Genomic DNA, 22832 nt, shown 5'->3' with positions numbered 1-22832 from the left:
AGGAAACGATGTGATCACAGCCCTTGCCTTTTCGACGATCGAGGCCATCGACCGCGATGCCTGGAATGCCTGTTTCCCTGCCGAGCTGGAAGATTGGAATTACTACCGGGCGGTTGAACGGGCCGACATCGCAGACTTTCAATGGCGCTATCTGGCGCTGTACGAAGATGAGGTATTGATCGCGGCGGCCGTGGCGTTCACCACCGCTTACTCGCTGGACACCACCGTTCAGGGGCTGGGCAAACGCATCAGCGAACGGCTGCGCCGCGTGTGGCCGGGGCTGTTCGACGTGCACCTGTATGCCCTCGGTTCGCCGGTGGCCGAGCAGTGCCACGTCGGGACCGCACCGCACATCGACCCGGCCCGGCGCGTGGACCTGCTTCAGCAATTATTACGGCTGGCGCGCCACGATGCCGATCAGGCCGGGGTCGGTTTGCTGGCCGTCAAGGATGCTTCTCACCGCGACCCGCAATGGTTGCAGGTGTGTCAGGACGCGGGTCTGCAAAGCATGCCCGGCCTGCCCAGCGCCGAACTGCCGATCAGCTTTGGCTCGGTGGACGCTTACCTCGGCACGCTCGGCAAATCCACCCGCAAAGACCTGCGCCGCACCCTGCGTGGCCAGGGGCCGCGCATCGAGTGGCGGCGCTCGGTCGATGACCTGCTGCCGCGCATGATGGCGCTTTACGAGGCCACGCTGAGCCGCAGCGACCTGACCTTCGAACGCCTGCCGCCCGGCTACTTCCGCCAGGTCCTGGAACACCTCGATGAACGTGCCGCGTGCGTGCTGTATTGGGTCGGCGAAGAACTGGTGGCGTTCAACCTTGTGCTGTTCGACGAACAGCGACTGGTCGACAAGTTCTTCGCCCACGACCTGGCCCGGACCCGTGAACACAATCTCTACGTGCGCAGCTGGCTGGCCAATGTCGACTACTGTATTGAGCACGGCATCCCGATCTACGCGTGCGGCCAGGCCGGTTATGCCAGTAAGCTGCGCCTGGGTTGCTTGTTTACCGGCAACACTGTGTTTTTCCGCCATCGCAACCGCTTGCTCGATAGCCTGTTGCGTGTGGTGAAACTGTTTATCCGACCGGACCGTTCCGACCCTGCCATGGCAGCCGCCATCAGCGAGCAGCAATAAGCGAAGCACAATGACCAAAGACTCACGCACCAACGCTCGACCTTTCGCCCTCTCCGGCTGGAGCCTGCAGCGCAAACTGGTGCTGGCGTTCTGGCTGGTCAGCGTCATTCCGACGATGATCGCCGCCGAACTGGCGGCCACCACGCTGTCGCAGATTTTCGACAGCAACGTGCGCATCTGGCTGCAGGAATCGACCAAGATCGTCGAAGACGAGATCAGCGAAATCCTGCGCGACAACGCCCGGGTCGCGCAGCTGTTCCTGCGTTACACGCGCCCACCCACCGATCGGTTGGCAAACAAACACGACAAGCTGACCACCGACATCGCCGACTCCATGGGCATCGACGTCGTGGCGCTGGTGCGCGCCAGCGATCACAAAGTGGTGTTCAGCACCGCCGCCGACGACATCGTCCGCCAGATCAGCACCGCCCCCAAGGCGGTGCTGCAAACCCTGCAAGTCGGTGGCGTGGCGACCGGCACGGTGGTCTCGACCTTCGAAACGGATCAGGACGGCGTCGAGTACAAACTGGTGATTGCCACCTACCTCGACAGCAGTTTCCTCACCAGCGTGGCTGACGTGCACTCGCTGGACCTGCGCCTGTATCTGGCCAAGGCCAATGACTTCTCGGAGATTTTCTCCACCCAGCGCTTCGAGGATCACCCGGCGGCCGTGCCGGAAAAAATCGAGCAGATCCTGCGCAGCACCAAACAGCCAATCGAACAATTCACCAACCGCTACAGCGGCATCTACCGGCCGATCCTCAACGAGAACGGCGAGCTGCAAGGGGTGATTTTCAGCGGCCTGCTGCGCCACTCCAGCCTGGTCGGGCTGGTCAATCAGAGCAACCTGTTCATCCTGATTTTCCTGCTCAGCTCGGCGGCGTCCCTGGCGGTCGGCTGGCTGGTGTCGCAGCGCCTGACCAAGCCGTTGCGCGGGTTGTCCAAAGGCGTGCAAGCGGTGATCGCCGGGGATTATCGCCAACGCCTGCCAGTCACCGGCGGCGACGAACTGGCGGAACTGAGCAGCACCTTCAACCACATGAGCGAACGCCTCGGCGAGTTGCAGCATCTGGAATCGCAACTGCGTCGGCGTGACCGCCTGCATGCGCTGGGCGAAGTCGCGATGGGCCTGGCCCACGAAATCCGCAACCCGCTGGGCATCATCAAAACCGCCACGCAACTGCTGCACCGGCGCGCCGATTTGCCCGAGACCGACAAGCGTCATCTGGAGTACGTGGTCAGCGAAGTCAGCCGGATCAACGACCTGATCACCGACTTTCTCGACTTCGCCAAACCCAGCGCGCCGATGCGCTCGACCCAACTGGCACGCCCGCTGGTGGATGAACTGGTCGGCTTCTGCGCGCCGGAACTGGCCAGCCACAACATTGATGTGCAAATCGATGATCAATCGCCCACCGCGACGCTTTACGCCGACGCGCGGCAAATCAAGCAGGCCGGCCTGAACCTGATCGTCAACGCCATCGACGCCATGCCCGACGGCGGCCGATTGACCCTGGGAATCAGCAGCGACCGGCACTTCACAGTGATCAGCATCAGCGACACCGGCCAAGGCATCGAACCGGACATGCTCGAACGGATCTTCACACCGTTCGTCACCACCAAGGCCTCGGGCACCGGGCTGGGTCTGGCCAAGGTGTTCTCGATCATGGAGAGTCATGACGGGCGCATAGAATGCGTCAGCGAAAAAGATGCCGGGGCCACATTCACCCTGTACATTCCGGCCAACGGTGAAGACTTCGACGAGGGCAGCGATGACACATAACGTACTGGTGGTCGACGACGAGCCCAAGCTCTGCGACCTGCTGGCCTCGGCGCTCAGTCAGAACGACATTGTGGTGTTCACCGCCGGCAACGGCCTGCACGCACTCAAGGTGCTGGAGGCTGAAGACATCGACCTGGTGATCAGCGACTGGCGCATGCCCGGCATGGACGGCCCGCAACTGCTGGCGGAAATCAAAAGCCGTTTTCCGCAGTTGCCGGTGATCGTCATGACGGCCTACAGCACGGTGAAAAACGCCGTGCAGTCGATGCGCAACGGCGCCTTCGACTACATCGCCAAGCCGTTCGACATCGATGAGCTGGACATCACTGTCAACAAGGCCCTGCAATTTCGCGACATCCTCAAAGACAACCAGCGCATGCGCGCCGAGCTCGACGAACACCGGCAGATCGACAGCCTGATCGGCGACAGCCCAAGCTTTCGGCGGGTGCTGCACGCCATCGACTCAGTGCGCGAAAGCAACGCGACCATTCTACTGACCGGCGAAAGCGGGACCGGCAAGGAAATGGTCGCCCGGGCGATCCACACCCACGGCAATCGCGCCGACAAGCCTTTCGTCGCGGTGAACTGCGCGGCAATCCCCGAAGGGCTGCTGGAAAGCGAAATGTTCGGCCACCGCAAAGGCGCGTTTACCGGCGCGGTGGCGGATCGCGTCGGGCGCTTCCAGCAGGCCGACAAGGGCACGCTGTTTCTCGATGAAATCGGCGAAATGCCGCTGGCCTTGCAGGCAAAAATCCTTCGGGCCTTACAGGAGCGAGTGATCGAACCGGTGGGCGATCCCCGCGAGCGCAAGGTCGATGTGCGGGTGATCGCGGCGACCAACAAAAACCTGCTGGACGCGGTGGCCAACAAGGAGTTTCGCGAAGACCTTTACTACCGCCTGAACGTCTTCCCGATTCCGCTGCCGGCCCTGCGCGAACGGGTTGAAGACATTGCGCCGCTGGCCCGGCATTTCGCCCACACGCTGGGGGCTGCGGCCGGTAAACGTTTCAGCGGTTTCAGCCCGCAGGCGTTGCAGGCCATGGCCCGGTATTCGTGGCCCGGGAATATTCGCGAACTGCAGAACTGCGTGGAACGGGCGACCATTGTCGCCTCGGGCGCGGTGATTGAAGAGGAAGACCTGCCGGCGTATCTGTTTGCTTCAAGTGCCAACGGCGGCGGCACTTTGATCGCTGAGGGCAGCGTGCCGGCGGACCTGGAAGCGGCGCTGGCGGAGGTGGAAAAAACCTACATTCTGGCGGCGCTGGCACAGAGCAACGGCGTGCAGGCAGCCGCAGCGCAGCTGATCGGGATTTCTGAGCGCAGCTTCTGGTATCGGCTGAAGAAGCTGGGGATTCATGTGGACAAAATTGTCCGCTAATCCCTGCTTGTGGGAGCGCAATGCTGTTCACTTGGGCGCTAACCGTGGGTTTTGAATGGGGCATATCCGTTGCTGCGGTAACGGCGGCTATTGGTTTCGCCCTTACGGCGAGTCACTTTCGAAAAGCGCGAAAGTAACCAAAGCGCTCTTGCCCCTTTCGTTCGGTGGCTCGCTAATGCTCGCCATGCCCTCGCTCCGGTCCTGCTCCGTGGGCCCGCCGCCATCGGCCATCCATGGCCGGGGGCGGCTAACCCGGCATCCATGCCGGGTTGCCCACTGCGCAGAACCTCCACTCGGCCTCTCGAGGGGGCGTGTACCGCCACAGCCGCCGAGGCGGCCTGAAAGCCGACCTGGCTCTTTGGTCGTGCGCGCGCTCCCACACTGTGGTGGCCCCACCCATTTTGGATGTTTGCACATTCCCCTGTAGGAGCCGGCTTGCTGGCGATAGCGGTGGGTCAGACACCTGCTTGTTGACTGAACGGACGCCATCGCCAGCAAGCCGGCTCCTACACGGGATCGGGTTTACAGGGTTCAAAATTGTAGGAGCTGGCTTGCCGGCGATGGACGTCAACGAAAACGCGGGCTGTCTGAATGAACGCGTTGCCCAGACGATTTTCGCCAGCAAGCCGGCTCCTACAGGGAATCGCATACGCTTTTGCTTTTCACCACTCATCAGGCCGAGCGTTAGCTCGCCTTCAGCTTTTGATCTGAGCGCCCCCTCGAGAGGCCGAGCGCAGGTTCTGCGCAGTGGGCAACCCGGCATGGATGCCGGGTTAGCCGCCCCCGGCCATGGATGGCCGATGGCGGCGGGCCCACGGAGCAGGACCGGAGCGAGGGTATGCCGAGCCACAGCGAGGCACCGAACGAAAGGGGCAAGAGCGCTTGGTTACTTGGCGCTCTTCCAAGTGACTCGCTGTAAAAGCGAAACCAATAGCCGCCATTACCGCAGCAACGGATATGCCCCCAATCCAATCCAAAAAAATTCTTAATTGAACAGCATTACCTGTGGGAGCAGGCTCGCTCCCACAGTAATTCGGCGACCCCGCGATCAGCTTACGGTCCCGCCTTTTGTTTCGCTCATGATCTGCCGAATCGCTCCCACGAACGTCTCCACCGGCTGCCCGCCACTGACCGCATATTGCCCGTTGAACACCACCGTCGGCACCGAACTCACCCCGCGCGACAGCCACAACTGCTCTTCCTCGCGTACCTCTTTAGCGAACGCGTCCGAGGCCAGAATCGCCTCAGCCCGCTCCCGGTCCAGACCAACGCTTTGCGCGATCTGCGCCAACTGAACATGGTCGGACGGATTGCCGCCCTCCGTGAAATACGCCTTGAACAACGCCTCTTTCAGATTGAACTGCAACCCTTCCAACCCCGCCCAGAACAACAACCGATGCGCATCAAAAGTGTTGTAGATGCGACTGTTGCCGTCGGTGCGAAAGGCGAACCCGACTTCGGCGCCACGCGCACGGATCATTTCGCGATTCTTCTGCGACTGCTCGGGGGTCGAGCCGTATTTCTCGGTGATGTGTTCGGTGATGTTCTGCCCTTCCGGGCTCATCTTCGGGTTCAGCTCGAACGGCTGGAAACGGATCTCGGCCTGGACCTCGTCCCCCAGCAGATCCAGGGCACGGGTCAGGCCGTACAGACCGACAACGCACCAGGGGCAGGACACGTCGCTGACGAAATCGATTTTCAGGGGGGTACTCATCACTCACCTCGCAGGCTGGATACGGCCGGAAAGGTTGAACGATACACCTGTGGAACTGGGTATATCTGCCAGAAATTGGTCGGCTGTCAGACCGTCATCGCTGGCAAGCCAGCTCCTACAAGGTTCGGCGTATCAACCCGGTCTGTAGGAGCCGGCTTGCTGGCGATGGGGCCTTCAATCCCTGCGTCGTTGTCGAGGCCGCCTTCGCGGGCAAGTCGGATCGCCGCACCGCTCGCTCCTACAAGGGTTGGGGGTTACAGGAGGTTGTGTTCGACCACCGGATCGATCTGCGCCCAATGCGAAGTGTCCTCGCGGTGAGCCTGCAAATAGGGCAGCACGGCCGCGAGCAATGGCGCTTTGAAGGCTTCCTGAAAACGATGGGCCAGCCCCGGAATCAGCTTCAACTGGCTGCCACGAATATGCGCCGCCAGGTGCACGCCATGCATTACCGGCAACAGCGGATCGGCAGTGCCATGTACCACCAGCGTCGGCACCCGCAGTTGATTGAGCAATGCCACCCGGCTCGGCTCGGCGAGGATCGCCATGATCTGGCGCTTCACGCCCTCGGGGTTAAACGCACGGTCATAGGACAGCGCCGCCTGATGCAACAGCGCCTGCCGATCATCACTCACCGACGGGCTACCCAGCGCCGCCAACAAATCAGCCTGCTGCTCCAGCGCCACTTCACGATTCGGCGCGCCACGCCGCGAAAGCAGTTGCACCAGCGCCGCGTTCGGCGCCGGCAAGCCTTCGGCGCCGGAGCTGGTCATGATCAGCGTCAAGCTCTCGACCCGCTGCGGCGCCATAGCCGCCATGTGCTGGGCGATCATCCCGCCCATGCTCGCGCCCAGCACGTGGAATTGCTCGACGTGCAAGGCATCCATCAAACCCAGCGCATCGTCGGCCATGTCGGTCAGGGAATACGGCGCCGATACCGGCAAGCCGAGTTTGTAGCGCAGCACTTCGAAGGTCAGATTGGCGTCGGCAGGCGATTGCCGCCAGGTGGACAGGCCGACATCGCGATTGTCATACCGAATGACCCGAAAACCCTGCTGACACAGCGCGACCACCACCTCGTCCGGCCAGTGAATCAACTGCCCGCCCAAGCCCATCACCAACAGCAACGCCGGATCGGAGGCACGGCCGATGCTCTGGTACGCCAGGCTCACCTGCGCCAGATCGACCCGTTCGGTCGGAACATTGACATCGCATCGAGACGCCGCAAAGGACGGAAGGCCAAAGAACAACGCGGCCAGGAAGACCGCCGTTGATAAAAATCGTGCACGCATGAAAAACACCGAAACGCAGAACCCCAGTAGAGCGCGAGTCTGATGAAGTTTGTTCAAGCGCGCTGCCACAGTTACGTGACAGTTTGATGAAGAGTGCTGAACGGTCGTATTCGTCGCGGCAGGCAACGATCTGTAGGAGCCGGCTTGCCGGCGATGAACGATAACGCGGTGAGTGCGAATCATCGCGGTGCGGCCATCGCCGGCAAGCCGGCTCCTACAAGGACGGTGTCAGGCCAACTGACTGCGCAGTTGCCGCGCCGCCGCCACCATGTTCACCAATGCCGCTTCAGTTTCCGGCCACGCCCGGGTCTTCAATCCGCAATCCGGATTCACCCACAACCGCTCTGCCGGAATGCGCTTCACGGCCTTGCTCATCAACTTGACCATCTCGGCCGTGTCCGGCACGCGTGGCGAGTGAATGTCGTAGACGCCCGGACCGATGTCATTCGGGTAGTCGAACGCTTCGAAGGCTTCCAGCAATTCCATGTCCGAACGCGAGGTTTCGATGGTGATTACATCGGCATCCATGTCGGCAATCGCCTTGATCACGTCATTAAATTCGCTGTAGCACATGTGCGTGTGGATCTGGGTTTCATCGCGCACGCCGGAGGCGCTCAAGCGGAACGCTTCCACCGCCCAGTCGAGGTATTCCTGCCATTGCGCCCGACGCAGTGGCAAGCCTTCGCGGAACGCGGCTTCGTCGATCTGCACGATCTTGATGCCGGCGTTTTCCAGGTCGACCACTTCGTCACGCAGGGCCAACGCCAACTGCTGCGCCTGGACTTTGCGCGAAACGTCTTCACGCGGGAACGACCACATCAGCATGGTCACGGGACCGGTGAGCATGCCTTTCATAACCTTGTCGGTCTGGCTCTGCGCGTAGCTGATCCAGTCGACCGTCATGGCTTTCGGACGGCTCAGGTCGCCATAGATGACTGCCGGTTTCACGCAGCGCGAGCCGTAGCTCTGGACCCAGCCGAAGCGGGTGAACAGGTAGCCGTCCAGTTGCTCGGCGAAGTATTCGACCATGTCGTTGCGTTCGGCTTCACCGTGTACCAGCACATCCAGCCCCAGACGTTCCTGGACCTGCACGGCGTGGCGAATTTCGTGGTGCATGGCGTCGGTGTAGTCGTTGGCAGACAGCTTGCCTTGCTTGTAGGCCTGTCGCGCCAGACGGATCGAACCGGTCTGCGGGAACGAACCGATGGTGGTGGTCGGGAACGCCGGCAGTTTCAAGCGCGCACGTTGTTGCTCGATGCGTTTGGCGAACGGCGATTGGCGTTGGCTGTCCGCTGCACTGATGGCATTGATGCGTGCCTGCACTTCGGTTTTATGAATACGCGGCGACTCGGCACGGCTGGCCTGGATCGCTCGGCTTTGCGCCAGCGCGGTTTGCACTTTGGGCGATTGCGGATCGTTGAGGGCATCGCGCAGCACGGCGATTTCGCCACACTTCTGCACCGCAAACGCCAGCCAGCTTTTCAGTTCCGGATCGAGTTTGTCTTCGCGTTCCAGGTCTACCGGGCTGTGCAGCAGCGAGCAGGAACTGCTGACCCACAGGTTGTCGCCGAAACGTTCCTGGGCCAATTGCAGTTGTGCGAGCACCGGTTCCAGTTCGCAGCGCCAGACGTTGCGGCCGTTGACCAGGCCCACCGAGAGAATCTTGTAGGTCGGTAGACGGTCGAGCACGTGCAGCAGTTGGTCAGGGGCGCGCACCGCATCGATGTGCAAGCCTTGTACGGGCAAGCCAACGGCCAGGCCGAGGTTGTCTTGCAGGCCGCTGAAGTAGGTCGCCACCAGCTTTTTCAGCGGCGAATACTGGAGGATGTGGTAGGCGCGTTCGAAGGCGTTTTTCCATTCTTGCGGCAGGTCGAGAGTCAGGATCGGTTCGTCGATCTGCACCCACTCCACACCTTGTGCCGCGAGGCGACCGAGGATTTCACCGTAGATCGGCAGCAGGCGTTCCAGCAGGTCGAGCTTGTCGAAGTCGTTGCCTTTGGCCTTGCCCAGCCACAGGTAAGTCAGCGGGCCGATGATCACCGGTTTGACGTTGTGGCCGAGGGCCTTGGCTTCGTCGACTTCGTCGAACAGCTGTTCCCAGCTCAGCTTGAACTGCTGGTCAGCGCTGAATTCCGGGACCAGGTAGTGGTAGTTGGTGTCGAACCACTTGGTCAGTTCCTGGGCGTATTGCGCTTTGCTGTGTTCGCCACCGCAGCAAGTGGTGGTGGCACCACGGGCCATGGCGAACAGCGTGTCGAGCGTCGACAGGCCCCTGGCATCCTTGGTGCTGTCGAAACGCTCCGGGATCACACCGAAGGTCAGGGAATGCGTCAGGACCTGGTCGTACCAGGCGAAATCGCCAACCGGCAGCAGGTCGATGCCGGCGTCTTTCTGTAATTGCCAGTGGGTGGCGCGCAATTGGCGGCCGACGCTTTTCAGCGCGTCCTGATCGAGATCGCCCTTCCAGTAGGATTCGAGGGCTTTTTTCAGTTCGCGGTCAGCGCCGATGCGCGGAAAACCAAGTGTGTGGGCCAGAGCCATGGTGAGTTCCTCCTTGTAAAAGATGGCGCTATTGTCGACAGCCAACCCAACATGAGACAAACTCAACCTTTTCGTGTTGATCACAAGTTTTCCTCATGGAGCCCTCCGGTGCTTGAAATCCGTCACTTGAAGACCCTGCACGCCTTGCGCGAAGCCGATAGCCTGGTCGATGCCGCCGACCGCCTGCACCTGACGCAGTCGGCGCTGTCCCACCAGTTCAAGGAGCTGGAAGAGCGCATGGGCATGCCGCTGTTCGTGCGCAAGACCAAACCGGTGCGCTTCACCAGTGCCGGTTTGCGCCTGCTGCAACTGGCCGACGCCACCCTGCCGCTGCTGCGCGGCGCCGAGCGTGATATCGCGCGGCTGGCCGGTGGCACCGCCGGGCGTTTGCACATGGCGATCGAGTGCCACAGCTGTTTTCAGTGGCTGATGCCGACCATCGACCAGTTCCGCGATGCCTGGCCGGAAGTCGAGCTGGACCTGGCCTCGGGCTTCTCTTTCGCACCGCTGCCGGCGTTGGCCCGTGGTGATCTGGATCTGGTGGTGACCTCCGATCCGCTGGAACTGGCCGGGATCACGTATGTGCCTTTGTTCACTTATGAAGCCATGCTCGCGGTTGCCAATCAGCACCGTTTGGCGAACAAGGCGTACATCGTTCCGGAGGATTTGCTCACGGAAACCCTGATCACTTACCCGGTGGAACGTGACCGGCTGGACATCTTCACCCGCTTCCTGGAGCCGGCCGACATCGAACCGGCCCAGGTCCGCACCTCGGAACTGACGGTGATGATGATGCAGTTGGTCGCCAGCGGTCGTGGCGTGTGTGGCATGCCGCACTGGGCGCTGCATGAATACAGTTCACGGGGTTACGTGAAGGCCAAGCGGCTGGGCGAGAAGGGATTGTTTGCGACGTTGTACGCGGCGGTTCGTACGGACATGCTGGATGCGCCGTATATGCGCGACTTCCTGCTGACGGCCAAGGACACGTCGTTCTCGACACTCGATGGTGTCAGCGCCGTCCGTTAGCACAACACGGACTTGTAGGAGCGAGGCTTGCCCGCGAAAGGAACGATGCGGTTATTTGGACAGACCGCGTTATCGTTCTTCGCGGGCAAGCCTCGCTCCTACAGGGGATTCGGTGATCTTTAGATTTCGCGCCACATATGAATCTTGTCGAAGTAGTCCTCGCCCACCCGTACCGCCAGCGGTTCGAGGCCGAACTGGATGAAGCCGCAACGCTGGTACAGGTTGAACGCCGCGTCATTGCCGGCGGTAACGGTCAGTTGAATCAGCCTCAAGCCCGGATGGGTTTGCGCTTCGGCCAACACCGCCTGCACCAGTTGATAACCGAGCCCGCGCTGGCGGACCTGACCGGATACGTACATGCCAAACAGCGTCGCCTTGTGCCGGGCCTTTTCCCGAGGATCGAAAGCAAGGCCGACGATGCCCGCCAACTTCCCTTCCTCAAACGCCCCGAACACCACATCGAGTTTGTTGTTCAGACGCGATTCCCACCAGCTCAGCGGCATCGTGGCGCGTTCGCGCACGGTGGAGGTAAACGCCTGCGGATGCAGGTCGTAGGCTTCGAGCATCAACGCCCGATAGTCCAAGGCATGGCTGGCATCAAGCCGTTCAATCCACATGTTCACGCCGTCCGCCGTTGCTCAAGCATCAGCCGCACGGCCAGCGCAGCCAACACAAACCCCATGAAGTAGCGCTGCACCGCCAGCCAGGTCGGGTTGTTGACGAACCACGACGCGATGCCGGCGGCGAACAGCGCGATCAACAGGTTGACGCAAAAACTGACGCTGATCTGGGTCAAGCCGAGGATGACACTTTGGGTGAACACCGAACCGTGTTCAGGGGTGATGAATTGCGGAAACACCGAGAGGTAAAACACCGCGATTTTAGGGTTCAGGGCACTGGTCAAAAAGCCCATGGTGATCAGTTTGCGCGAGGAATCCGGCGGCAACTGCTGTGCTTCGAACGGCGAACGCGCGCCCGGTTTGACCGCCTGCCAGGCCAGCCAAACCAGGTACAGCGCACCGGCCCACTTCAACACTTCATAAGCCATCGGCACCGCGAGGAACACCGCGGTCAAACCCGCTGCCGCGGCGAACAGGTGCACAAAAAAACCCGCCACCACACCGAGCAACGAAGTGACTCCGGCCTTGCGCCCCTGGCAGATCGAACGAGAGATCAGGTAGATCATGTTCGGCCCCGGCGTCAGTACCATCAGCAACGCGGCAGCGGCGAAGATCAGCAAGTCTTGAAGCGGGATCATGGCGGTTCCTTGGCATGAATGATCAGGCGATTGCGTTCAGCGAGGCTCGATAAAACGGCAGGATCAGGTCGCGTGTCAATGGCGCCAGCGTCACATCGCCATCGGTGGCGGGGTCAATCCAGCGCACCTCTTCGATTTCCGCCGCAGGCGATACGTCTGAATCGATGGTCAGTTGAAAGAGTTCAGCCTGTACGACAAATCCCGGCTCGTTGGCGGCCGGTGCCGAAAACTGCCCCAGATAAGTGGCGTGCGCCGGATCGATGGCCAATCCCAATTCTTCTTCCAGCTCACGCGCCAGGGCGTGAACCGGTTGTTCATGGGCTTCGATCTTGCCGCCCGGTTGCATGAAAGCTTCAGTGTCGCGCTTGCGCACCAGCAGCGTACGACCGTCGGGGCCGATCAACAGGGCGGCGGCGATGTGGAGGATGCGGGGGGAAGTGGCGGATGCAGGCGTCATGGGTGAGGCGTGGCCTTGGCTAAAAGGTGCAAGCATCACATGTGTATCGGTAGGTCGTCACGCCGAAAAATTCTCTGCAAAACACAGCCCCCTGTGGGAGCGGGCTTGCTCGCGAAGCTGTGTGTCAGTCGCCTCTATGTCGGATGTGACGCCGCCTTCGCGAGCAAGCCCGCTCCCACAGGGGGATCAGTGCTGAGCCTGGGGAATCTGCTCCATCTCGAGAATCGCGCCGTTCACTTCTTCCGGCACCTTCACGAAAATGCTGTATTTCGCGCCCTCCATGGCCTCGAAAGCGATCAGCTTTTCCACCAGCGGTCCGTTCAGCTCCTTGCCGGCGTTGAGCAACAGCATGCCGTTGTCGGCGTTGAGGTTGCGCGCCAGGACCATCCCCGCTGCCAATTCCCGGGTGGTCATGACCTTGACCATCGGATCGGCCAGGGACACATCACTCAGGTACGCGGCGCACACCTTGATGAAATCCTCCACCATCTCGGGGTCGTAGAGTTTTCCGGCATAGCTGCGGATATACACCAGCGCCTCATCACTGTTCATCTGCCGTTCCAGGATCAACCCGCGCTGCAACTCGATGAAATCCACTGCCAGTTTCAACAGCCGGGAACCGACCGGTATCGCCTCGCCCTTGAGCCGGTCGGGAAAACCGCTGCCGTCCCAACGCTCCTGATGGTGAAGAATCAGACGGGCGGCGTCCTTCATCGGATCGAGCGTCATCAACAGGGATTCGCTCTGCTTCGGGTAATTGCGATAACGCTCGCGATCATTGTGATGCAACAGGTCCGCGGGGGCGGTCATCATGCTGTCGGTCCAGCTCAGCTTGCCGATGTTGTAGAGCGCCGCCGCCATGGTCAGGTCGCGGCTGGTGCCTTCGTCCAGGTCATGAAGTTTGCAGTACACCCGCACCAGCTCGATGATCTGGCGGTTGGTCTGCTTGGCCGGCGGCATGCGCAGGTTGGCCAGCAGCGAGAACATTTCGGTGCCGGTGACGTAGCTGTGCTTGAGCTCTTCGTAGGCCAGGTCGAGCATGTCGGCGGTTTGCTGCAGCTCAGCGGTACGGGAGGCGACGCGTTTGTCCAGGGTGATGTTGAGCAGCTTCAATTCCTGGTTCTGATCCCACGTTTCCTGGACCAGACGCAACCGTTCACGTTCGGAATGCTGATACGCGAGTGATTGTCGCAGTACCAGCAGCATTTCCTCATCGTGCCAGGGTTTGCTGATGTAACGGTGAATCTGCCCGTCATTGATGGCTTTGATAATGGCTGACGGATCGGCATAACCGGTCAGCATGATGCGCACGGTGTCGGGATAACGCTGGTGGATGAGGGCCAGCAGCGTGGCGCCGTCCATGTTGGGCATGCGCGCGTCGCTCATCACCAGGTCGATGGGCTGCTGCGCCATGATTTCCAGGGCCTGGGCGCCGCTGGTGGCCAGCAACACGTCGTAGGGCTGGCCGCGCAACAGTCGACGCAGGCTGTTGAGGATGGACTCCTCATCGTCGACCAGCAGCACTTTGGGTTTATAGGTCGTGGGGAGTTGCTCTTCCATGGCATAACCTCGGGCGAAAACGGTTACAGCGATATGTCGGGAACCGGGCAAACATCCCCTATTGCCGGATCCTGACCTACAGGCTAGATGATTTTCGACCCACCACTGCAATGATTCGTTTCAGTCAGTTGCGCGAAGTTTGATCAGGGCGACTATGCTCACGTCACTCGGATCCACAATCTGCACGTTCGGCCAGGTGGTCAGGGAAAGGATGCCCCTTATGAGCACGGTGAACCAAATCGCCGCCGGTCCCGGTATATGGCGATGAATACGCTCCTGTCGCGGACCAATCGTCGGATTCTTATCGTCGACGACACCGCTTCAATCCACGAGGATTTCATCAAGATCCTCAGCCCGCCTTCGTTTGACGACGACAGCCTGACCAGCGCTGAAAATGCCCTGTTCGGCACCACGGCGGCCGTCACGTTGCAGAGTTTCATCCTTGACTCGGCGTTTCAGGGCCTTGAAGCGCTGAACAAGGTCGAGGCGGCCCTGGCCAACGACCTGCCTTATGCGATGGCCTTCATCGACATGCGCATGCCGCCGGGCTGGGACGGCCTGGAAACCATCGAACGGCTGTGGCAGGTCGATCCGAAGCTGCAAGTGGCGCTTTGCACCGCCTACTCCGATTACTCCTGGGAGGACATCGACGAGCGCCTGGTATTGGGCGATCGCCTGCTGATTCTGAAGAAACCTTTCGACGCCATCGAAATCCGTCAGATGGCCAGCGCCCTGACCGCCAAGTGGCAAATGACCGAAGACGCGGCGCTGAAGATGTCGCTGCTCGAACAAGCGGTCGAGGAGCGTACACGGGAACTGTCCGATGCCAACATCATCGTGCAGAACAGCCCGACCATTCTCTATCGGCTGCGGGGCGAGCCGTCGTTTCCACTGATGTATATCTCGCACAACATCACCAAATACGGGCATGTCGCGGCGAAACTGGTGGCCTCGGCCAACTGGGCCCGGGAGCTGATTCATCCCGACGATCAAGCGAAAGTCGACACGGCGATGGCGCGGGTGCTGGACCGTCATGCCGCCGGTGCTTCCATCGAGTTTCGGATGCGCACTGGCGAAGGTGCCTGGCGCTGGGTGGAAAACCGTTACATCCCGGTGCGCGACGATGAAGGCCGCCTGCTGGAAGTCGAAGGCATCATCATCGACATCACCGAGCGCAAACTGGCCGAGGAGAAAATCTTCCTGCTGGCGCGCACCGACGGGCTGACCGGACTGGTCAACCGCGCGACGCTGATCGAACGGCTGCACCAGGCCTTCGCCGCTGCGCGTCGCGGCGCGACCCCGTTTGCCATCTTTTATCTGGACCTGGATCACTTCAAACGCATCAACGATACCCTCGGGCACCCGGTGGGCGATCTGTTGCTGCAAGAAGTCGCCCGGCGGATCAAGGCTTGCGTTCGTGAGAACGATATCGTCGCTCGTCTTGGCGGCGACGAGTTCGCGATCCTGCAACTGGATGTCAGCGAACCGACCCACTCCGCAGCCCTGGCCACCAAGGTCCGCGACGCGCTGGTGCTCCCCTACTCCCTGGCCGGTAACGATGTCCGGGTGTCGGTCAGCATCGGCATCAGCAGCTACAGCCCGGCCAGCACCAGCGCCGACGGCCTTCTGAACCAGGCCGACATGGCGCTCTATCGCTCCAAGGAAAAGGGCCGCAACCAGTACCACTTCCACTCCGAAGAGATCAATCAGGAGATGGTCGAGCGCATGACCATCGCCAGCGAGTTGAGAGAGGCCATCGAGCACGATGAACTCGAACTGCGTTACTGGCCGGAAGTGGACCTGAGCAGCGGCAAGATCCTCGGGATGGAAGCGCAGGTCACCTGGAATCACCCCGGGCGCGGCTTGCTGGAAGCCCCCGCGTTCCTGCCCGCCGCCGAAAAGACCGGCACCATAATCGCCCTCGGTCACTGGGTGCTCAATCGCGCCTGCCAGCAAATGCGCCAGTGGCGGGATGAAGGTGTCGCGCCACCGGTGATTGCGATCAAGCTGTCCCTGGCCCAGCTCAAGAGCGGCCCGGAGCTGATTTATGACGTGCTGCGCACCACCGCGCGCTGGGAGCTCTGCGCCTGGGACCTGCGCTTCGACGTCACCGAGGCGACGCTGGCCCAGACCAAATGGACCCACAACGATGTGCTGCCGCGCCTGCGGGAGCTGGGGGTGAAGATTGCCATCGACGACTTCGGCACCGAGTATTCGTCGTTCGATTACCTCAAGACCTACCAGGTCAATCACCTGAAGCTCGCTCAACCTTTCATCGATACCGCCGCCCGCGACCCGGCCAGTGCCAACACCTTGCGCGCCATTATCAATTTTGCTCGGGACGTAGGGATCGGAATCATCGCCGAAGGTGTCGAAACCCAGGAACAGCGCAGTTCATTGATGGCCACCGGGTCGCCAATGAACGCCCAGGGTTACTTCTTCAGCAAAGCGGTCAGCAGCCAGCAGGCCGCCGAGTTGCTGAAAGCCGGAAGCATCGTGCCGACAAGGCACGACATCGGGCCGATCCGGGACAACCCGAACCGGTCCACGGAGGACAAAGGATGAAAGTGCCTTTCGTGCGGACCAACCGGCGCATTCTGATCGTCGACGACACGCCTTCGATTCATGATGATTTTCGCAAGATCCTCGGCCCCGAAACCGACGATGAACAGACACTGGCCGGCACGGAGGCCGCACTGTTCGGCACGCCGCAGATGGGTCGGCTGACCTTTCAGCTGGACTCGGCGTACCAGGGGCAGGAAGCCCTCGAACTGGTCAAACGCGCATTGGCCGAAGGTCGCCCCTATGCGCTGGTGTTCACCGACATGCGCATGCCGCCCGGCTGGGACGGCCTGGAAACCATCGAGCAACTGTGGCAGGCCGACCCGCACCTGGAAATCGCGCTGTGCACCGCTTTTTCGGATTACACCTGGGAAGCCATGACCGAACGACTGGAGTTCGGCGACCAGATGCTGGTGCTGAAAAAACCCTTCGACAGCCTGGAAATCCGCCAGATGGCCAGTGCCCTGACCTGGAAGTGGCAGATGGCGCAGGACGCGGCGATGAAAGTGCTGAGCCTGGAGCAAACCATCGAGGCGCGGGTTCACGAGCTGCTCAAGGTGTCGCATCTGCTGCAGTACGACGTGTTGACCGAGTTGCCCAACAGCACGTTGCTGGGTGACCGGTTGAACCAGTCGCTGGCCCTTTCGCGACGCAATGACAAACAACTGGCGGTGATGTTTCTGGGGCTCGACCGCTTCAAGCGCATCAACAATGCGCTCGGCCATCCGGCCGGTGACGAGATGTTGAAACAGGTCAGCCGCAATCTGGTGGCCACTGTGCGCGAGTCGGATTCGGTGTTTCGCTATGGCTCCGACGAATTCGTGGTCATCCTCGCCGACATTCGCCACCCCCAACAGACCAGGGGCATCGCCGAAAAACTCTTGAACGCCGTTCGCACACCCCTGCATATCGCTGGCCACGACTTGAGCGTGACCGCGAGCCTGGGCATCAGCATTTATCCCGATGACGGCTTCGAAGCCATCGAGCTGATCAAAAAAGCCGAGACCGCGATGCGCAACATCAAGGAAAGCGGCCCGAATGATTTTAGCTTTTTCATCGATGAAATGAACCAGCGTGCCAGGGATCAGCAAAGTATCGAAACCGGTATTCGCCTGGCGCTGGAGCGCAAAGAGTTTGTCCTGCACTACCAACCCAAACTGGACCTGAACAGCGGTCAGGTGGTTGGCGCCGAGGCGTTGATCCGCTGGCAGAAACCGGGGCACGGGTTGATCTACCCCTCGGAGTTCATCGGTGTGGCCGAAGACAGCGGTCTGATCGTGCCGCTGAGCAAATGGGTGCTGGCCGAGGCCTGCCGACAGGCCTGCGCCTGGCAAGCCGAAGGGCTGCCAAAAATATGCATGTCGGTGAATATGTCGGCCATCGATTTCCGCCAGCGCGACTTTGTCGACGGCATCGGACAGACCCTCGAGCAAACCGGCCTGGAACCGGCGTTGCTGGAACTGGAAATCACCGAAGGCGTGTTGATGCAAAACATCGACACCACCGTCACCGCCCTGACCCGACTCAAGGTCATGGGTATTCGGCTGGCCATCGATGACTTCGGCACCGGCTTCTCCAGCCTCAGCTACTTAAGGCGTTTTCCCATCGACGTGCTGAAAATCGACCAGTCGTTCATTCGCGGCTTAAGCACCGACAGCAACGACGCCGCCCTGGTCAGCGCCATCATCAGCCTGGGCCGCAGCCTCAAGCTGACCATCATCGCCGAAGGGGTGGAAACCCTCGAACAGCTGGATTTCCTCAAGGCCCATCAATGTGAAGAAGGCCAGGGTTACTACTTCAGCAAAGCCGTCGAACCGGACGCCTTCGCCCGATACCTTGAGTCGGTGAAACCTGCTCCATTTACCGCCACGTGAACGATGCGCAACGACACATGGGCTATCAGCCAAGGAATCATCAGATGTCGCCGTCCATTCACTACCTGCTCCTGGTGCCGCTGCTCGGGTTTTGTCTGAGCACCATCGCCGCGCCGCTCGATGAACCGCTCAAGCCACTGCCTGAGGCGCCTGCACAGAATCCTCTGCGCGTCGAACTCGGTCGCCAGTTGTTCAATGAAACGCGGTTGTCGGTCAACAACACGCTGTCCTGCGCCAGTTGCCATCGCCTGGAAAACGGTGGGGCCGATACCCAGGCGTTTTCCATCGGCTTCGCCGGTCAGCCAGTGACGATCAACACCCCCAGCGTGTTCAACGCCACCCTGAACTTCCGGCAGTTCTGGAACGGGCGCGCCGACACCCTGGAATCCCAGGTCCATGAAGTGGTGAAAAGCCCCAGCGAAATGGGCAGCAACTGGGAGCACGTGGTGCAAGTGCTGTCCGCAGACACGGGTTACCGCAGCGCATTTACTGACGCCTACCCGGACGGCGTGACCATGAACAATGTGCAAAACGCCCTGGCCACCTACGAACGTACGCTGCTCAGCCGCAACTCAAGATTTGATCAATACCTGCTGGGTGACACCGACATCCTCACGACCGAGGAAAAGTACGGCTACCAACGCTTCAAGGATTATGGCTGTATCGCCTGTCACCAGGGCGTGAACATCGGCGGCAACATGTTCCAGAAGTTCGGCGTCATGGGGGATTACTTCAAGGTTCGCGGCAACCCGACCGACTCCGACCTGGGTCGCTATCTGGTGACCAAGGATGAAGAGGACCGCAACGTGTTCAAGGTACCGAGCCTGCGCAATGTCGCGGTGACTGCACCGTATTTTCACGACGGCTCGGCCAACACGCTGGAAGAGGCGGTGGACGTGATGTTCAAGTTCCAGCTCGGCCGCATTCCTTCCGCCGAGGACAAAACCCTGATCATCAAATTCCTCAAGACCCTGACCGGTGAATGGGGAGGCAAACCCTTATGAAAATGTCCCACCGTCGCAGCCTCGCACTGCTGGGCGCCGTCGCTTTGTTACTGGCCTCGACGCTGTTGTTCCTGTACCTCAAATCGAATTCGAACGAGACGTCGACCTACGCCGAATCCCGGGACCTGATCGGCCGGATCAAACAGCTCAACGCGCAATGGGAAACCGAGATTCTCAAGGCCAGGATCGCCACCAACCACAACTACGATCCGTTGGTCACGCCGCTGACCGAGATAACACAGCTGTGGGAGCGGTTCGACACGATGGAGTCGAACCACGGCCGCAACGACTCGCCGATCTGGCGCGCCAGCCATGATGCGTACCTGGCTGCCATCGAGGAAAAGACCCGGCTGGTGGAGCAGTTCAAGTCCCACAACGCACTGCTGCGCAACTCACTGGCGTTCCTGCCCACTGCCGAGGACGACATTCAGGAGCAATTGGCCCGGTTGGTCGATGGCGACAAACTGCAACTGCAGAACATCGCCACCGACACTTACGATTTGCTGCTCAGCAGCCTGGAATTCGCCCAGGTCACTTCCGACGACAGAGCCGCCGACATTCTGCTCGGGCTGAACAAGCTAGCGGTAAACAAGCTGCGCCTGCCCGAGCAGTTTCACAGCCCGATCGATATTCTGAGCACCCACATTTCACTGATTCTGCGCGAACAACCGGTGGTCAACCGCTTGCTGGGAAATATCGAAGCGATTCCCGTCGCCAAGCGTCTGGACGACATCACCAGCCTGTTGAACAAGGACCAGCAACAGGCCGATGCGGTCGAGCAGCGCTATCACTTTTACATGCTGGTGTTCTCTGTGCTGCTGGTCCTGTTGCTGGTGTACCTGGCCATTCACTTGATGCGCAGTTTCACCATCATCAATCGCGTCAACAAAGCCCTGAAAACCGCCAATGACGACCTGGAATTGCGCGTAGAAGAACGCACCCGTGAACTCAAGGATACCCAGAGCGAGCTGCTCGACACTGCGCGCCAGGCCGGCATGGCCGAGATCGCTACCAACGTGCTGCACAACGTCGGCAACGTGCTCAACAGCGTCAACATCTCGGCCGACCTGGTCAGCCGCAAACTGCGCGCCAGCAAGGCCCAAGGGTTGGGCAAAGCCATGCAACTGATCAACGAACACCCCGGCGACCTCGGCACCTTCCTGACCCAGGACGAGAAAGGCAAGTTGCTGCCCGGCTACCTCAACCAACTGGTCGAGGCCATCGCCCTCGAACAGCAAGGCATGAGCGACGAACTGGCCCAACTGACCAAAAGTGTCGACCACATCAAGGACATCGTCGCCACCCAGCAATCCTACGCGGGCGCCAACAGCCTGATGGAGCCGCTGCACATCAGCGAATTGCTGGAGGATGCCCTGCGCATGAATTCCGGCGCGCTGACCCGGCATCACGTCACGGTGGTCAAGGAGTACGGCGAGGTGCCGCAGGTCATGGGCGACAAGCACCGGTTGCTGCTGATCCTGATCAACCTGATCAGCAACGCCAAGTACGCGATGTCCGACCTCAGCAACCGCCCGCGACAGATGACCCTCGGGGTCAAAGTCGTCGACGACGCCACGCTGCAAGTCAGCGTCAAGGATGACGGCGAAGGCATCGCCCCGGAAAACATGACGCGCATCTTTGCCCACGGTTTCACCACCCGCAAAGAAGGTCACGGCTTTGGTCTGCACAGTTGCGCACTGGCGGCCATCGAGATGAACGGCCACCTCACCGCCCACAGCGACGGGCCGGGCAAGGGCGCACTGTTCACCCTGCAGATCCCGCTGAAAACCGTCATGGAGGAGGCATGAGCGAACTGTCGAACCGTCGCATTTTGCTGATCGATGACACGCCGTCCATTCATGTGGATTTCCGCAAGATCCTCACGCCGACGCCCGTGCAGACCGTCGAACTGGACGAGATGGAGGCCGCGCTGTTCGGCAGTGAAGTGAAATCCACCCGCGCGCTGTTCGAGCTGGATTCGGCGTATGGCGGCCAAGAGGGTCTGGGCAAACTCAAGGAAGCCTTGCAGCAAAACCTGCCCTACGCGCTGGCCTTCGTCGACATGCGCATGCCCGAAGGCTGGGACGGCGCACAAACCATCGAGCATCTGTGGCAGGAAGACCCGCGCCTGCAAGTGGTGGTGTGTACCGCCTACTCCGACTATTCCTGGGATGAACTGCTGGACCGTTTGCAGGCGCACGACCGCCTGCTGATTCTGAAAAAGCCGTTCGACAACATTGAAGTCCAGCAGATGGCCAATACCCTGCTGACCAAATGGGACATGACCGAACGGGCCCTTGTGCAGATGAGCCATCTGGAGCATCTGGTGGACCAGAGAACGACACAGTTCAAACAGGCCAGTGAGGCATTGCAACGGGAAATCGACGAACGCAAACAGCTTGAGTCGCAACTGGTGCAGTCGGAAAAACTGGCGTCACTGGGGCAACTGGCGGCCGGCGTCGCCCATGAAATCAACAACCCCATCGGTTTCATTTCTTCCAACCTCGGCACCCTCGATGGTTATTTCAAACAGCTGCAGGAAATGCTCGACGCTTATCGGGATGCGGAAGAGGCGATCGGTTCCGGCGAGCTGGTCGAACGCTTGCAACAGCTGCGTGACCGGATCGAACTGGAATTCCTGCGCGACGACATCCCGTTGCTGATCAAGGAATCCAAGGACGGCATCAGCCGCGTCGGGCAGATCGTCAAAGACCTGAAGGACTTCTCGCGAGTGGACTCCAATCAGGAATGGCAGTGGGCGAATCTGCAGCAAGGCATCGAATCGACGCTGAACATCGTGGCCAATGAACTGAAGTACAAGGCCGATGTGGTGAAGGACTATCAGCCCCTGCCCGACATCGAATGCCTGCCCTCGCAGATCAACCAGGTGATCATGAACCTCATCGTCAACGCCTCGCAGGCCATCGGCCCGGAACGCGGCACCCTCACCCTGCGCACGGGGACCGACGGTGAAACGGCGTGGATCGAAGTCGCCGACACCGGCACCGGCATCCCGCCGGACAGCCTGCAGAAAATTTTCGACCCGTTTTTCACCACCAAACCGGTGGGCCAGGGGACCGGGCTGGGGTTGTCCCTGTCCTATGGCATCGTGAAGAAACACCGGGGGGATATTTCGGTGGTGAGTGAAGTCGGCGTTGGCAGCACTTTCCGCGTCGAATTGCCGATCCACCAATCAAAACCCGCAGCCTGAACACAGCCCCCTGTAGGAGCCGGCTTGCCGGCTCCTA

At 60.6% G+C, this 22832-nt stretch carries 16 protein-coding genes; 9 read left to right on the top strand and 7 right to left on the bottom strand.

Going from position 1 to position 22832, the window contains the following annotated elements:
- The first annotated feature begins 10 nt into the window (after window positions 1-10).
- The 3 genes from ACYZUC_RS25995 to ACYZUC_RS25985 are packed head-to-tail and all read left to right on the top strand — an operon-like array spanning window position 11 to window position 4299.
- On the top strand, window positions 11-1138 hold the full coding sequence (locus tag ACYZUC_RS25995) for a GNAT family N-acetyltransferase (RefSeq protein WP_461991293.1): 1128 nt from the start codon (window positions 11-13) through the stop codon (window positions 1136-1138).
- Window positions 1139-1148: 10 nt separating this feature from the next.
- Window positions 1149-2921 (top strand): sensor histidine kinase, encoded by a 1773-nt coding sequence (locus ACYZUC_RS25990; RefSeq protein ID WP_461991292.1) that lies wholly within the window; start codon window positions 1149-1151, stop codon window positions 2919-2921.
- Window positions 2911-4299, top strand: coding sequence for a sigma-54-dependent transcriptional regulator (locus ACYZUC_RS25985; RefSeq protein WP_461991290.1), 1389 nt, complete (start codon window positions 2911-2913; stop codon window positions 4297-4299). The genes ACYZUC_RS25990 and ACYZUC_RS25985 overlap by 11 nt, the downstream gene beginning before the upstream one ends.
- Before the next feature lie 1048 nt (window positions 4300-5347).
- Here the strand turns inward: ACYZUC_RS25985 and ACYZUC_RS25980 are convergent.
- From ACYZUC_RS25980 to metE, 3 genes are all read right to left on the bottom strand, one after another.
- Window positions 5348-6013, bottom strand: a complete 666-nt coding sequence (locus ACYZUC_RS25980) for a DsbA family oxidoreductase (RefSeq protein WP_461991288.1) — start codon at window positions 6011-6013, stop codon at window positions 5348-5350.
- A gap of 254 nt (window positions 6014-6267) precedes the next feature.
- Window positions 6268-7302, bottom strand: coding sequence for an alpha/beta fold hydrolase (locus ACYZUC_RS25975; protein ID WP_461991286.1), 1035 nt, complete (start codon window positions 7300-7302; stop codon window positions 6268-6270).
- Between the two features lie 228 nt (window positions 7303-7530).
- A complete protein-coding gene (gene metE / locus ACYZUC_RS25970; protein ID WP_461991284.1) occupies window positions 7531-9843 on the bottom strand; it encodes a 5-methyltetrahydropteroyltriglutamate--homocysteine S-methyltransferase in 2313 nt (770 codons plus the stop codon).
- A 108-nt stretch (window positions 9844-9951) separates the two neighbouring features.
- Here metE and metR point away from each other — a divergent pair, with 108 nt between their 5' ends.
- Window positions 9952-10869: a transcriptional regulator MetR gene (gene metR, locus ACYZUC_RS25965; RefSeq protein ID WP_461991282.1), complete on the top strand. Its 918-nt coding sequence runs from the start codon at window positions 9952-9954 to the stop codon at window positions 10867-10869.
- 119 nt (window positions 10870-10988) lie between these two features.
- Here metR and ACYZUC_RS25960 read toward each other — a convergent pair whose 3' ends face one another.
- The 4 genes from ACYZUC_RS25960 to ACYZUC_RS25945 all read right to left on the bottom strand — a co-directional run bounded on the left by ACYZUC_RS25960 (window position 10989) and on the right by ACYZUC_RS25945 (window position 14144).
- Entirely contained in the window at window positions 10989-11486 is a 498-nt protein-coding gene (locus ACYZUC_RS25960) for a GNAT family N-acetyltransferase (RefSeq protein ID WP_461996768.1), read from the bottom strand.
- Window positions 11487-11488: 2 nt separating this feature from the next.
- Entirely contained in the window at window positions 11489-12127 is a 639-nt protein-coding gene (locus tag ACYZUC_RS25955; RefSeq protein WP_461991280.1) for a LysE family translocator, read from the bottom strand.
- A 22-nt stretch (window positions 12128-12149) separates the two neighbouring features.
- Complete coding sequence (locus ACYZUC_RS25950; RefSeq protein WP_461991279.1) at window positions 12150-12584, bottom strand: NUDIX hydrolase; 435 nt, start codon at window positions 12582-12584, stop codon at window positions 12150-12152.
- A 186-nt stretch (window positions 12585-12770) separates the two neighbouring features.
- Window positions 12771-14144: an HD domain-containing phosphohydrolase gene (locus ACYZUC_RS25945; protein ID WP_461991277.1), complete on the bottom strand. Its 1374-nt coding sequence runs from the start codon at window positions 14142-14144 to the stop codon at window positions 12771-12773.
- A 258-nt stretch (window positions 14145-14402) separates the two neighbouring features.
- Here ACYZUC_RS25945 and ACYZUC_RS25940 point away from each other — a divergent pair, with 258 nt between their 5' ends.
- Genes ACYZUC_RS25940 through ACYZUC_RS25920 form a run of 5 tightly spaced genes read left to right on the top strand, consistent with a single transcriptional unit; the run spans window position 14403 to window position 22795 of the window.
- Window positions 14403-16709: an EAL domain-containing protein gene (locus ACYZUC_RS25940; protein WP_461991276.1), complete on the top strand. Its 2307-nt coding sequence runs from the start codon at window positions 14403-14405 to the stop codon at window positions 16707-16709.
- On the top strand, window positions 16706-18580 hold the full coding sequence (locus ACYZUC_RS25935; protein WP_461991274.1) for a putative bifunctional diguanylate cyclase/phosphodiesterase: 1875 nt from the start codon (window positions 16706-16708) through the stop codon (window positions 18578-18580). Before ACYZUC_RS25940 ends, ACYZUC_RS25935 begins: the two co-directional genes overlap by 4 nt.
- 44 nt (window positions 18581-18624) lie before the next feature.
- Window positions 18625-19584 carry a cytochrome-c peroxidase gene (locus ACYZUC_RS25930; protein ID WP_461991272.1) on the top strand — a complete coding sequence of 320 codons (960 nt, stop codon included), beginning with the start codon at window positions 18625-18627 and terminating at the stop codon, window positions 19582-19584.
- Window positions 19581-21392: a DAHL domain-containing protein gene (locus ACYZUC_RS25925; protein ID WP_461991270.1), complete on the top strand. Its 1812-nt coding sequence runs from the start codon at window positions 19581-19583 to the stop codon at window positions 21390-21392. The genes ACYZUC_RS25930 and ACYZUC_RS25925 overlap by 4 nt, the downstream gene beginning before the upstream one ends.
- The gene (locus ACYZUC_RS25920; protein WP_461991268.1) at window positions 21389-22795 is read left to right on the top strand and encodes an ATP-binding protein; all 1407 of its coding nucleotides are present in this window, start codon (window positions 21389-21391) and stop codon (window positions 22793-22795) included. Before ACYZUC_RS25925 ends, ACYZUC_RS25920 begins: the two co-directional genes overlap by 4 nt.
- Window positions 22796-22832: the final 37 nt, after the last annotated feature.

The organism is Pseudomonas sp. GT1P32, assembly GCF_054897805.1.
This window is presented reverse-complemented; position numbering and strand designations above follow the sequence as displayed.

Excerpts from the sequence above, each read along its gene's own strand:
- ACYZUC_RS25945 (WP_461991277.1), bottom strand. The coding sequence starts at position 14,144 with ATGGAAGAGCAACTCCCCACGACCTATAAACCCAAAGTGCTGCTGGTC.
- ACYZUC_RS25950 (WP_461991279.1), bottom strand. The coding sequence starts at position 12,584 with ATGACGCCTGCATCCGCCACTTCCCCCCGCATCCTCCACATCGCCGCC.
- metE (WP_461991284.1), bottom strand. The coding sequence starts at position 9,843 with ATGGCTCTGGCCCACACACTTGGTTTTCCGCGCATCGGCGCTGACCGC.
- ACYZUC_RS25920 (WP_461991268.1), top strand. The coding sequence starts at position 21,389 with ATGAGCGAACTGTCGAACCGTCGCATTTTGCTGATCGATGACACGCCG.
- ACYZUC_RS25980 (WP_461991288.1), bottom strand. The coding sequence starts at position 6,013 with ATGAGTACCCCCCTGAAAATCGATTTCGTCAGCGACGTGTCCTGCCCC.
- ACYZUC_RS25990 (WP_461991292.1), top strand. The coding sequence starts at position 1,149 with ATGACCAAAGACTCACGCACCAACGCTCGACCTTTCGCCCTCTCCGGC.
- ACYZUC_RS25940 (WP_461991276.1), top strand. The coding sequence starts at position 14,403 with ATGGCGATGAATACGCTCCTGTCGCGGACCAATCGTCGGATTCTTATC.
- ACYZUC_RS25960 (WP_461996768.1), bottom strand. The coding sequence starts at position 11,486 with ATGTGGATTGAACGGCTTGATGCCAGCCATGCCTTGGACTATCGGGCG.
- ACYZUC_RS25925 (WP_461991270.1), top strand. The coding sequence starts at position 19,581 with ATGAAAATGTCCCACCGTCGCAGCCTCGCACTGCTGGGCGCCGTCGCT.
- ACYZUC_RS25930 (WP_461991272.1), top strand. The coding sequence starts at position 18,625 with ATGTCGCCGTCCATTCACTACCTGCTCCTGGTGCCGCTGCTCGGGTTT.
- ACYZUC_RS25955 (WP_461991280.1), bottom strand. The coding sequence starts at position 12,127 with ATGATCCCGCTTCAAGACTTGCTGATCTTCGCCGCTGCCGCGTTGCTG.
- ACYZUC_RS25935 (WP_461991274.1), top strand. The coding sequence starts at position 16,706 with ATGAAAGTGCCTTTCGTGCGGACCAACCGGCGCATTCTGATCGTCGAC.
- ACYZUC_RS25985 (WP_461991290.1), top strand. The coding sequence starts at position 2,911 with ATGACACATAACGTACTGGTGGTCGACGACGAGCCCAAGCTCTGCGAC.
- ACYZUC_RS25975 (WP_461991286.1), bottom strand. The coding sequence starts at position 7,302 with ATGCGTGCACGATTTTTATCAACGGCGGTCTTCCTGGCCGCGTTGTTC.